At 40.1% G+C, this 12809-nt stretch carries 9 protein-coding genes; 3 read left to right on the forward strand and 6 right to left on the reverse strand.

Annotated elements, in window-relative coordinates:
- Window positions 1–83: 83 nt before the first annotated feature.
- From HGR01_RS24655 to HGR01_RS24665, 3 genes are read right to left on the reverse strand one after another with little or no spacing between them, the layout of a single operon-like run.
- Entirely contained in the window at window positions 84–665 is a 582-nt protein-coding gene (locus tag HGR01_RS24655) for a DUF4255 domain-containing protein (RefSeq protein WP_045873065.1), read from the reverse strand.
- Between the two features lie 38 nt (window positions 666–703).
- A complete protein-coding gene (locus HGR01_RS24660; RefSeq protein ID WP_235623107.1) occupies window positions 704–940 on the reverse strand; it encodes a hypothetical protein in 237 nt (78 codons plus the stop codon).
- A gap of 31 nt (window positions 941–971) precedes the next feature.
- Window positions 972–2906, reverse strand: a complete 1935-nt coding sequence (locus HGR01_RS24665) for a hypothetical protein (protein ID WP_045873067.1) — start codon at window positions 2904–2906, stop codon at window positions 972–974.
- Between the two features lie 1332 nt (window positions 2907–4238).
- On the opposite strand from HGR01_RS24665, the gene HGR01_RS24670 reads away from it, so the two are divergent.
- Entirely contained in the window at window positions 4239–4643 is a 405-nt protein-coding gene (locus HGR01_RS24670) for a hypothetical protein (RefSeq protein ID WP_096621773.1), read from the forward strand.
- A gap of 1 nt (window position 4644) precedes the next feature.
- On the opposite strand, the gene HGR01_RS24675 is transcribed toward HGR01_RS24670, so the two are convergent.
- The 3 genes from HGR01_RS24675 to HGR01_RS24685 all read right to left on the reverse strand — a co-directional run bounded on the left by HGR01_RS24675 (window position 4645) and on the right by HGR01_RS24685 (window position 9280).
- The gene (locus HGR01_RS24675) at window positions 4645–4884 is read right to left on the reverse strand and encodes a hypothetical protein (RefSeq protein WP_045873069.1); all 240 of its coding nucleotides are present in this window, start codon (window positions 4882–4884) and stop codon (window positions 4645–4647) included.
- Between the two features lie 180 nt (window positions 4885–5064).
- Window positions 5065–7212 (reverse strand): hypothetical protein, encoded by a 2148-nt coding sequence (locus HGR01_RS24680; RefSeq protein WP_081584101.1) that lies wholly within the window; start codon window positions 7210–7212, stop codon window positions 5065–5067.
- A gap of 565 nt (window positions 7213–7777) precedes the next feature.
- Window positions 7778–9280 (reverse strand): IS5 family transposase, encoded by a 1503-nt coding sequence (locus tag HGR01_RS24685; RefSeq protein ID WP_045869909.1) that lies wholly within the window; start codon window positions 9278–9280, stop codon window positions 7778–7780.
- Between the two features lie 727 nt (window positions 9281–10007).
- Here HGR01_RS24685 and HGR01_RS24690 point away from each other — a divergent pair.
- Window positions 10008–11234: a succinate--CoA ligase subunit beta gene (locus HGR01_RS24690; RefSeq protein ID WP_045873126.1), complete on the forward strand. Its 1227-nt coding sequence runs from the start codon at window positions 10008–10010 to the stop codon at window positions 11232–11234.
- Window positions 11235–11447: 213 nt separating this feature from the next.
- Window positions 11448–12332: a succinate--CoA ligase subunit alpha gene (locus tag HGR01_RS24695; protein WP_045873246.1), complete on the forward strand. Its 885-nt coding sequence runs from the start codon at window positions 11448–11450 to the stop codon at window positions 12330–12332.
- Window positions 12333–12809: the final 477 nt, after the last annotated feature.

The following is a 12809-nucleotide window of genomic DNA, read 5'->3' on the forward strand; positions in this document are numbered from 1 at the left end:
CCAATTAACAACCAGATAGTAAGTAATTAGCCGGACTTGATATCAAGATTAATAGTTGATTCTGTGGTTATTTATATTTAGCTTTACAATACCCTGAACAGTTCATTTCTTGCATCCAGAACTAGAGGAACTTCTGTTGTGGGTTCTTCAACAGGAACAGAAATTGTCACTGTGTAAGTGAGTGCGGCTTTTGGTTTTCCTCCTATTGCTTGCCAAAATTCCCCTAAACTTTGTAAGTAACTAGAACGTAAACTAACGCCACTGGGAAGTGGTTCTTGGCCTTTCAAACTGCCTTGTAAAATTGCTGCTGGTAATGTCCGATAACGCAGCAACAATTTCATTACTTCTCCTAAGATGTGATGTTCTTGTTGGGGGTCATCAGAATTCACCCAAGCGGTAATCAAATAGGAACAATCTATTCTAGCTGGAGAACGTTTTTTAACGGCTGTACCATTTTGTAGACGTTGCACCGACCATTCACTACTCCGTAATTCCAGATTTTCCCGCACATCATAAAGAAAAAGGTTGATGGCTGGTTTCTGTTTGATAGACCCTTCTATTGGCATATCAAAGCTAATCGCTACTTTTGTTTCGCTGGATTTATTTAACCCTGGCAATTCGTGAGTTATTAATTGTTCTAAGGTGCTATCCAAGTCATCTAGCATCACTAAATTCCTATTGAAGAAGCAGAAGGCTGAAGAAATTAAGGTTCAGACATCATTTCTATAGTAGAGTGGGAAAATTTCTCTACTTTATGATTCTGTTGGCTATTAAACAAAGCCAATTCTTCTTCTAATACTTGAATTGCACCACTAATGCGGAGTAATGTTTCTCGCAGGTTGGCTTTTTGTGCATCTAAATTAGCTATTGCTTTCTGCCCTGCTTCATATTCTGTTGTTAGCGCCTGAAGGCGCTTTTCTAGTTGTTCCTTCATTGCCATCTCACTTTTTATTCACAGGTCTTAATTAACCTTAAAAGCTATAAGGAGTTTCCAGATCGTGAGTACCAATTTCCCGGAAATTAATGCCAGCGTTCTGCTTACTCATATCGATTTTTACCTTGAGATATGGTATGACATCAGGTCTAGGTTTAGGAATTAAATCAGCTGGAATATAAGCGGCGATATAGCGGTTGTAGGATTTGCTAGTCCAATGGCGGGCGAAGGGGTTGTCGTAAGTAGCTAGGAATCTTTCAATGGGATTGCCATTAACAGTAATACCAGTGTGCATACAACCATTCCAGTTGCTGTTATGCTCGACCAGATAGAGTAATTTGTCACTTCCAGACCATACGACTGGAACCATTAATTCTAAACTGGTTTTTTGAGGAATCGATGTGTAGATATCCCCATTCCAAGAGTCACTGTCTTTTTCCCAATTTGTTGCATCACCCCCATTGACTTTCCAGTGGTATCCAAGTGCTGATTGAGTTGCGTGAGACCAAGGGTTTTTGCTAAATGCTAATCCAGATAACCAAAATTCAGTACCTTGTTTGGAAATCAGTTTTACTTTCCCAGATCTGCCAACTGGAATGGGGAGCCATTGATGTGCATCGTAATGGCTATCAGTTAGAGAACCATCAGGACAGTAGGAATTACCGTATCTTTTTCCACCAGCCCAGCGTCCTAAATCTTCCTTAAATCCATCTAGAAACTGCGCTTTGACGATATTCCACCCACCACTATGCAATCTGATCCAGAGAGTATTGTATCCTTCTGGAACGTTGACGAGTGCCCCTCCATCATCTTCATCTGCGCCTCCATAGCAGAGCATTTGACGGTCGTGCCATAGGTTTTTGCTTGTATGTCTGGTTTCAGCGTCACCAGGTGCGTTTTTTAAGACACCATGTTTAGCGATCGCACCCGCAGCTTTCGCTTCAAAAATATCTTGATAAACAAGCGCATCATTGGGATACATTCGATGCCGCATTGGATTTGATGATTCCAGATGTAAGGCACGGATTACACCGTTAACATCCAGTTTTCTTCCTGGAGTAGTTGTACCAATGCCAACATTACCTGTATCACGTTCGATGGTTAGCCGTGGGTTTGCTACTCCTGCACGATAGGATACCAATTTGATTACAGATGAAACATCTGCTGGATCGCCACCTTCGGTAGCCCAACCATATAGCCCATCTGCTTGACTAGAGAGAGCAATCGCTGGTTTTTCCTCTGTAGGAGCATTTAAAGCCGCTAATCTCTCTTTAATTCGCCTTTCTAAATGCTCTTTGACGGCTTTTTCTGAAGGTACAACATCAATGCGATCGCTATCTGTGGCGATCGTTTCCGATACACCAATAATTTCTGAACCGCCTAATTCTAATGTTCCAGATATACTCAAATTGCCTTTAATAGTTAAAGATTGACCATCACTACGGAGAGCAATCTCTTCACTTTGTCCACTAGGTAACCGCGCCCCGGAATATTGCCTGACACTGTTGTCTATGTTGATTTGTCCATTCTCTAGGGTGATTTTGGCTAAAGTAATGGTTTTCGTATCTTTAGTTTCAATCGCTTCTAAAGTTAATAGAGGTTCCTCGATAAAGCGAGTGAAGCTATCAGGAATTTCCGGCTGTTGTAATACTTTTGGCTCTTGATGATATCGCAGACACACCCAACATAAAGAATTAATTTTAATGTTGGTTTTTTCGTCTGGAAGAATAATCAAATTGCCTTCGCCGTCAATCGCTGTACCGGATTTAACAGTAATAGCCGATTCACCTGCGATCGCTTCTACTTCTAGTCCTTCTACAATACCTGCTAAATGAAGTTTACTATTGATGTAACGCTGGCGATCACTCAGATATTTATGCGCTAACTCGAAATCTTCATCTAGAAGGTATTGCCCCGGAAAATAGTTGGGACGTTGTAGGGAAAAATTCGTCCAATCTTGTGGCTTAATCATGCGAATTTAGTCTTAGATTGTACAATTATGCCCATAGCAAATAATCCTATTGAGGTTATGAAAGATATCCATTTTGGCTGTTGACTGTTAATAATTAACAGTCACCAAATCTACAATACTTCACAAATAATCTAGGATTGCTATATAGCTATTAAGTTAAAACATTAGAGATTTTTGACTCCAAGTAAAAATAATCCTGATTTTAGGTGAATACTCAACCTAAAAATCAAAGATCTGGATATCTAGAATCTATATTTGACAGTTAAATTTTGAAACAAACTGATTGTTTGATTCGATACCTGCCTCAGCCAATTCTTAAATATCGCCCGCCATATAAAATTTTCGGGCTATGGGTAGAACACAATACCCAAAAGCATAAAAGCTTCACATCATAAGCAAGAGAGCTTACGCTGCGCTTCAACGTCTCATTGTGACAAAGGTATCTATTTTTGGCAAGGGGTACCGAGAAACTTTACAGTCAAGACAGATAATTCATCAAATTATCTGGCTTGCCAAACTGAGATTGTGGGATGAAGTGCAACAGGTTAGGAATTTCCAACTAAAAAAATATCGTATCGTTAGGGTAGCAGAGGAGGCAGTGCGGTCTTGGGGTTTCCCCAAGTAGAGCAACTTGCCGTGGAGCAGGCAAGCAGAGGGAGAGAAAGAATTTGCTCAATATCTTCGCCCTTGCTGATTGAATAATTTAATTTTAGGAAAAATTGCCTTGTATAGTTCAGGTAAAAATAGTTGCAGTGATATCTGCGTTGCACCTGGAGATGCGATCGCCTATCTTCATTTTCTGCAATTTTTGTGCTTTCAGGTAGGATCCAGTTCCAGATAGTATAAGGAAATATAAAATAGTTAAGCGCATCATCTAGTAGACAGATAAGACAGATTTAGTTACTTTTAGTTTAAATACTCCATTGAAATTTCTAAGATGAAAATAATTTAACCAATATGGTTAGTTTGTTATTGATAATTTATAGCTAAGTATAAATTTAAATATGTAACTTCTACCTTGAGGTATATAGTTTAATTTTATTGCAAACTAACACAGCACTGCCAACAGGCGATCGCTCTTTGTGTAACTAAAAAATAAATTAGCAAAGAAACTAAGTAAGTCGGTGGGAAAAAACAAAACAAAACTACGTTAAGAAAGGTAAACAAAGCTATAACCCTCTTCCCTCCTGCCTAGCCTGCGGCAATGCTTGCGCGAACTGCCTCCTGCCTTGTCATAGCGATAATTTTTAACACTGAGCTACTTATTAGGCACTTGAGCAAGGTTTAATCCGTCACAATGTCTAATTGAAAACAATTAAAATGTTGCAGATCATGTCGGAGGATCAGGTGAAAACAGGGATAATTGCCAAAACAGTCATTGCATCACTCGGTTTGCTAGCTTTATTTAGCCCCAGCCGCGCATCTGCTCAACTCGTACCACAACCTTGGGTTTCGGTTGGTGGACAAGATGGCGATGTTACCTATGCTGTGGGAGCTAGAGCTTTAAATTTGGGGGTGGAAGTTGGAAGTGGCCCCGACGGTTCTGCGGGAGTCGATGTCCTGAAATTTCTCAGTTTGCCAGTGATTTCACCTTATGTGGGACTGGGGTATTATTCCGAAGATAAAGGTGTTGCGGTTTCTGGTGGTGTTCAGGTAGGCGCTACCGATCACCTGTTTGTAGGTGCTGGTTATAACTCTGTGCGTGGATTTAATGGGCAATTAGGAATTAGATTTTAATTTATTTGAGCCGTTCAATGCCGATAATTTCTCGGTTACCTGCAATCTCATTTTGAGTGTGAAATGTAAAATATCGCTGCTGTGCTAATTGTTGCCACTCCTGTTGTAACGCCGAGTCAGGATGCTGACCACCGTTGAGTACCTCCAGCATAGGAGGCCAAATTTTTTTAATATGGTTAACATCGCTAACATAAAGTTTGAAACGACCTATGTTAGCGATCGCATAAATCCCAGAAGCCATAAGCAATCAATTATCAATTATCAATTAGGTAGATGCGTTCAACTTATTGTGTTGGGCGCAGTCTTTGCCACAGGTATGAAAAATTATGAATTATGAAACAAAAGATTGTTGTTCATAATTCATAATTGAGGATTTATTATTCTTCCTCTGCTTCCTGCTCCCTTGCTTTGGGGAATTGGATTACCCTTGGAGCGATCGCGTATATACTGGTTTGCCTTGGGAATCGTAGACGGACAAAGGTAAGTGGGCATTATCGCTAATTACTCCCAGCGCTTGTTGTAAAATTTGCAAGTGCTGACTTAGCCCCGGAACCGCATTTGGTGACGCAGGATTAGTATTAGGTAAAGTACTCCTTGCTAGGTCATATTCACGGGTTAACCGCACAGTAATTCCTTTACTATCAACAGTGAAATTACAAATCCGAATGCCATTTGTACAAGTTCTACTCAGGTCGTTGCGGGTTTGTTGCAAACTATTAGCAATTTCTAATTTTCCTTGAGCCTCTTTGAGTGCAGCAGAGTAGGGTTCCCCTAAAGACTCAGCCTGGAGATATTGAAAGCTATCATTAGGGATCTGTTTTAGGGACTGTACAGCCTGTTGCCATTGGGTAACTGCGGCTTGCCATTGTTGTTTTTGCTCGGATACCTTAGCTTGCTTGGCTGCACCCACCGCTTGCTGATAGGTTTTAGCTGCTAATTGTTCTTTAGTAGTACGATTGCGTGCTGTGACTAGTTTTGGTTTGTACTCCCGCAATAGTTGTTGTGCTTCTGGGTGTTCTGAGCTAGCTGCAGGAATACTATTTAAGGCATTGACTGCTACCTGCCAAGCAAACTGCACTCTTTGTAAGTCATTTAAAGATTTAACAGTCGTTTCCATCTGGGTAGCATTATTAGCTACAGCTTTAGCTGCAGAGAGTTTTTTCACCCATTTTTCTGCCACCAATAGTTGCTGATTGACAGTTTGCAAGCTAGTACGATAACTAAGTAATTGTACTTGAGCTAGTTGGGCAAAATCGCTGTTAGCACTGATGCTTTCCAATGGTGCGATCGCGCGCCGCCAGAGTTTTTGTCTAGCTTGTAATTCCTCGATGTTCTGAGCAGGTGTTTGCGATTTTTTCGTCGCCAAGGCTGCTGCTTGCAAACCTTTTACCACCTGATCGATTTTGTCTGATGAGGCAGATAAACTCGTTCGTAGTTCCTCTGCTTGTTGAGAATAAGGTGACCAAGCTGGAATACTGGCTAATTCTGAGACTGATGCTTGCAGTTGTTGCTGTACTGTGACTAATTCTCTTTCCGATTTAGCACGTCGCAGCGATCGCCTAGACTCCGTTTTTAATTGTTCGGCTGTTTGCACGGGTTTACACTCTGACAGCAGACAAGGAGTCAGCAGTACATACCCACCAAGACCTAAGGCGATAATTCCCACAACGCCTAAACCAATAAGACCAGATTTAATCAGTTTTTTTGATTTAGAGGTCGATAAATCTGGGCCCCCAGCGAAGGGATCAAACGGTTCTTCTTCCTCAATGTCATCGTTGAAAGATGCTTTTGAGAAAGATGAGCTAAATGTGGAATTAGCGTCATCATCTAAAGAAGCCGCTCTGAAGGATGATGCATATGTAGAATCAGTGTCATCATCTAAAGAAGCTGCTGAGAAATGTGGCGCAAATGGCAAATCTGCCTCATCTTCTAAAGCAGCTGCTGATAAATTGGGCGGAAATGGCAAATCATCCTCATCATCTACAGAAACATCCGAAAAATTTGGCGTGAATGGTGAATCCGCCTCATCATTTAAGGAAGCGCCTGAGATAGATTCAGGGATTGGGGGAAATATCAGCCGACTACCAGCAGCTTTACTATCCTCTAAAGGAGAATTAGTAGATGTGCTGATAGGGGGTTCTGGGAGATGAGGATAGGTAGTAATTTCACCTAGTTCTACTCGCTGATGTAAATCGAGAGAACGATTGGTATAAGGATATTTTTCCCCCAATACTCGCAGAAAACATTGAACCTGTCGCTCCTGCTGAGTTGGTAGCGACTGGATCACATCCTCAATTAGTTGAAAGATGGTGCTAGTGTCAGCTATCAACCCTGGTGGATGTTGAATTAAAATCATCAATCCGTCTTTATTGACGGCACATTTAACTTGGAAGACTCCGCCAGATGGAACTTCCGCAAGTAATTGTTCTTGCAAAGTTTTAGCTAGCAGCTGTAAGTCATCCTGTTGAACTGCTACTTTCATAGAGCGTTCCCGCTGTTCTTCTATATTGTTTTTCTTATCTTCGAGGTTAGGAAAGTAAGGGCTTTCGTTTGTTGAATGCAGATGCACAGTTTAACCAACCATAGCCGGATAATTAGATTGAACAACTTTCTAACACAAATTCTCGAGTTTAACCAAAAATCAAAAAAGCAGTAATTTTACGGTCGTCATATTTGGTTAAGGAATACCAAAAAACAATTATCCAGCAAGTAGACAATCTTAAAAGCCAACCAATAGCTAGATTTGGCGACTTTTTCATCTGGTAATCTATGACGACTAGAGTCAAATTTTGACAATTAAGCAACAAGTATAAATTCACAAAAATAAAATGGGCATAATAAAAGATTTCGGCATTTTCACTGTTTGCCTCAGCACAATGAAATGCTTCAAAACTGCTGTCCTTTATTTCAGCATTTGTACTCAAGTTGTGACAAAATTATCTCAATGCAAAAGTATACAAATTTATATTAATTACAACTCTCAAATCTTAAAATTACATCGTTTTAGGTGGGCGATCGCGCTTACGAGTCAAAGCGATCCATCACTATCCGCAAGTTGGGAACTTCTAAGGCATAAATTACTTAGGGCTTGCTGAAAAAGTCATTCCAAGGCAAGAGAAAAATTGACTCAGTAGTCAGGGAAGAGCAAATATAAGTTTTTGTTGTCTGCAATCAAACGGAACATCACTTTTGCTAATAAAAGAAGTGAAAAAAGATGTAATGTTGAAAAATTGGCATAAAAATTCCCAAAAAAGCCGTGAAACAAGGGTAGAAAGATTCATGACTAAAAAAGTAATAGCAATAGCAGTGACAGAGGTATGAGGAAGTTTAGCCATGACTCTACCCAAGCTAAATCTTCGTTTACCTTGTCCGAATTTACCCTCAATAGAGTTACGAATTAGCTCATCTTCTCGTGCTTGTTTCTTTTTTTCAGGACTGACATTTTTAGGTGGTCTCCCTAAAGGTGGCCCACTAATTCTAATTCCTCTTTCTTGACACCAAGAGCGGTTGTCTCTAGTGCGATAAATTTTATCAACATGAACTGATTGAGGATAATACCCGGTGTAGTTTTTGTAGGCTTCTACTTGTGATTTTAAGTCGCCTGATTCGTTAAAATTATCCCAACTAATATGGTCTAAAAATACATAGCCATCATAGCAACTAGCTGAAAGCTTTGCCCCAAACTCTACTTTTTTTCCAGCTTTACCACGGACTATCGGACGAATGTGTGGTTGATTTAAACTGACAATACGGTCTTCTATACTAATTTTTTTATTTTCATATAACCAAAGTTGTTGACGATAAATTTCTGCTACTACCAGTAATTTCTTATATTGCCTATTACTCAGGTTGAAGAGTGACGCACCTAACTCCATTAGCTGCTGAATGTGAACTAAATTTCTTTTGATATATTGTAGTTGCCGTTTAATGGCTTTCCTTCTTTCTTTAATGGTCGGTTTTCTTTTTTTGGCTACCAATAAGTAATTCTTTCTAGCTATATTTCTATAGGTTCTCGGTTTTTTGATACTCTTTAACAAGAGGGAGTTATATAAAATATCTATAATTGTTTCTGTATGCTTTCTGGCTTGATTTAATAATCCTAAGTCTGTGGGATAACTGATATCCGCTGGCGCACAACTCGCATCTAATATTAATTTTCCCCGATTGGTCGGCTCATTTTTTAAATCCTCGGTTTCTGACTTTTTTGATTTTACTTCTACCTCCTCTTTACTTTCTAACACTTGCTTGACTATTTCTCGATTCAGTTTGTTAACTAATTTTATATCTATTCTTTCTCTAAAGTGAACTAACATTGACGCATCAAATGGGGCATTATTGCTATAGCAAGACATTCCTATAAAGTATTGCAGATAGGGATTCTCCCTAATTTGCTCTACTGTCTCCCTATCACTTATGCCTAGTTTTTCTTTAATTATTAATGCCCCTAATGCCATCCTAAATGTTTTGGCTGGCGCGCCCATTTCTGCTGAAAATATTGCTGCGTACTCTGCTTCAAATTCTGACCAAGGTATCATCTCCGCCATGATTACCCAACGGTTATCTGAGGCTAGTTTTCCCCCAAAGGGTAGTTCAAAGTCTTCTGCTGCTGTTTCTTGCTTTTGCGCTTTTCGATACATATCAACGCAACTTGCTACAAGGGTTTTTACTTACTTTATCCTTTTTCCTTGCACTTTATTCTCTTTTGTCCCCCCAAATCTCTTGATTTATCTAGGTTTTTTGTTTATTCTGCAAGCCCTACTTAATTCCGCCATTGAATATAAAAGACTTACGCAACGCCGATGATGTCATTGCGAGCGAAACGAAATGGCGTGTTAAGCGTTGGCGCAGCCTCTCGCAGAGAAGGCTTTAGGGACTTCCAACCCAAAAAATATCCTGTCGCTGAGTAGGTAGGGGGCAGGGAGTAGGTGAAGCAGCGCCTAGCTCTTAAAAGTCTGGATTTTCTAGAAATTCGACTTTAGGCTCTTGACAAAATATCCGCAAAAATTATTACAGGCAAGTTTACTCTGATTTCAGAAGTAATACGTTACGCTATAGTACTTCACACTCTACACTAGGAATTGTAGATTACCAAATTTATATGACTAACGGGTTATTAATGGGGATAGTAGTTTGATGATATCACTGCAAATTTACTGAGAAGATTAATTACGTCAGGTGGAACTACCGTGAAATTGTAGGCAGTAAAATTTAATTTACCCCATTTGCTGAATTCGATAAAATTTATCAATGAAAATGATTATTTATACCTGTCTCAGGCTGAATTCCGTAATGAGAGTGCTGCAGTAGATTAAAGAAAACAAAGAACAGAAAAGCTTTGCTAGTGTCGCTACCAGGTGCGTGTTCATGGATTTATTGGAGTACCAAGTTAAAGAATGGTTTGGGAAAATCGGCATTCCAGTATTGCCTTCCCAACGCATCGATCATCCCACAGATCTGAAGCGGTTAAAAATTCGCTATCCAGTTGTACTGAAATCGCAGGTACATGCAGCGGAAAGAGCCAAAGCTGGTGGAGTGAGAATTGTCGAAACTACAATCGATGCGATCGCAGCCGCGCAAACTATCTTCAATTTGCCAATTTGGGGCGAGTTACCAGAAGTTTTACTGGCAGAATCTAAATATGATGCCAAGCAAGAATTATATTTAGCGGTAGTATTAGATACCGCACTTTGCCGACCAGTACTTTTAGGCTGCAAGGAAGCAGATATTGACTGGGAAACGGCAGGAGAAAAAATGGAATATGTGGTTGTAGAACAAGAATTTTCGCCATTTTATGCCCGTAGACTAGCTTTAAAATTAGGTTTAGAAGGTACACTCATGCAATCGATCAGTGCTGTGATCGAGAAGATGTATCAGTTATTTATCCAAAAAGACCTCGATTTAGTAGAGATTAATCCTCTGGCTATTAGCGTCACGGGTCAAGTAATGGCTTTGAATGGTAAAGTCAGGGTCAATGAACGTTCCATAGGCCGTCATCCAGACATCGCCGAAATGGCAGCAAAAATCAACTCAACTCATCGGCCTGGAGAAGTTAATAGCAACTTGGGCAATTGGGATGGCATAGAAATGCACGGTAAAATTGGCATTCTTGGCAATGGTACTGGTTCAGTCTTGGCAACTTTAGATTTAGTAGCCAATGCTGGTGGTAAGCCTGGTGTCTGCTTGAATCTGCGTCATGGCTTTCAAACTGACACCGCGAAGACGACATTTTGCGATCGCCTCGATAGAAGTTTGCAAATCCTCGCTGCTGACAGAAGTATTCAAGTCATACTACTCAATCTTTTGGGTAGCATTCCCCAGTACGACGAATTAGCTGAAGTAATCAGTAAATTTTTGCAACTAGATAAAAGCGAACTCAGATCCTCATCTGTGCGTAGTAATGGTAGCAAAAGCCGTCGGGAAAGCCATGTCCCCCGTTTAGTTGTGCGGCTTGCTGGTTCTGAGTTCAGTGCAGCGAGAAAAGCTTTAGCCTCATTAAAAACCCAAGGCGATACGCTGATATTAGTAGAAAATTTAGATGAGGCAGTAGCAGAATCAGTCCGCCTGGCCAAATCAACTGCTTATAAAAAATAAGTAGCCATCATGATTTGTGTACGGACAAATGGCGATTTTGCCAAAATTTGTAGAGACACGATTAATCGCGTCTGGAGTCAATAGTCAAGGGTCAATAGTCAATAGTCAAAGATATGTCTTAATTTTGAATTGTTTTCCCCCAATCCCCAGTCCCCAATCCCCAACCCCCAATCCCCAATCCCCAGTCCCCAACCCCCAATCCCCAATCAGTTTATGAACTTAACGCCAGATAGCAAAGTTGTAATTCAAGGGTTCAGTGAATTTATCTCAGCAACTCATATTACTCAGATGAAAGCTTATGGCACAAATGTGGTTGCTGGTGTCAATCCCGGATTTGGTGGACAAAAACAGTATGATCTGCCTGTATTTGATTTGCTTGAAGAGGTAGTAGGACAATTTGGGCCCATTGACACAACAATTATTTGTGTCAACCCTTACCAAGTTCTAGATGCAGCCTTAGAAGCGATCGCATCTAATATTCGCCAAATTATTATCATTGCTGCAGGTGTACCACCTTTGGATATGGTGCAATTACTCAGGAAAGCTGAATCCCATGAAACTTTGGTGGTAGGGCCAAATAGTCCAGGAATTATTGTGCCAGGTAAAATTCTCTTAGGTACTCACCCCAGTGAATTTTACACTCCTGGTCATGTGGGAATTGTCAGCCGTAGCAGCACCCTCACCTACGAAGTTGCTTGGGAATTAACCAAAGCGGGTTTAGGACAATCGATTAGTGTCAGTATTGGGAGTGATGCGATCGTTGGTTCCTCATTTCTGCAATGGTTGCAAATTCTCGATGAAGATGAAACTACAGAAGCGATCGTTTTAGTCGGCCAGCCTGGTGGCGGTAGTGAAGAAGCTGCAGCGCGCTACATTAGCGAAGCGATCGATAAACCAGTAATTGCCTATATAGCAGGTAGACAAGCACCACCCGGAAAACATTGGCGACAAACCGGCACTTTAGCCACAATCATCGGCCGCGATCCTAACTTTGGTACTGCACAAAATAAATTAGCCGCTTTCCAAGAAGCACAGGTTCCAGTAGCCGAACGCCCTTCTCAAATTCCAGAGTTGGTGAGAAAAGGAATGAAATCATAGCGATTTCCACAATTCTCTACAAACCATCAATCATATTACTCTTTTGTACCCCTACTTATTAGATGTGATTCTAATGCATTGAAAATGCTTTGATGGAATTACAACTATCAAAAGGGGTATTTTTATTTTAACTATGATATAAATCACAAATAAGGGACAAAGTTTTATCTTTGAAAAAAGAATGATCCGTTGTCCAGGCAGATTGGATAGCAAGTAACTTTATTTAAACCTCATACAAACTTGGTCGCATTGGGACTATTTTTAGCAATGCTTCATGAAATCTATATAAATTTACGGAGATTATGTTAGCAATTTTATGAAATCTATATATAAATAATGAGTAAAATATGCTAAAAAAGTCGATAAAAGCTTAGTATCTGAGATATTGCAATTTATAAACTCATATATACATTCGCAAGAATAAAGTGATATATAGTTTATAGACAAAGCTGTAAATAGTCTCAGTGTTACCTATCT

Source organism: Tolypothrix sp. PCC 7712 (assembly GCF_025860405.1).
GTDB classification, from domain to species: domain Bacteria; phylum Cyanobacteriota; class Cyanobacteriia; order Cyanobacteriales; family Nostocaceae; genus Aulosira; species Aulosira diplosiphon.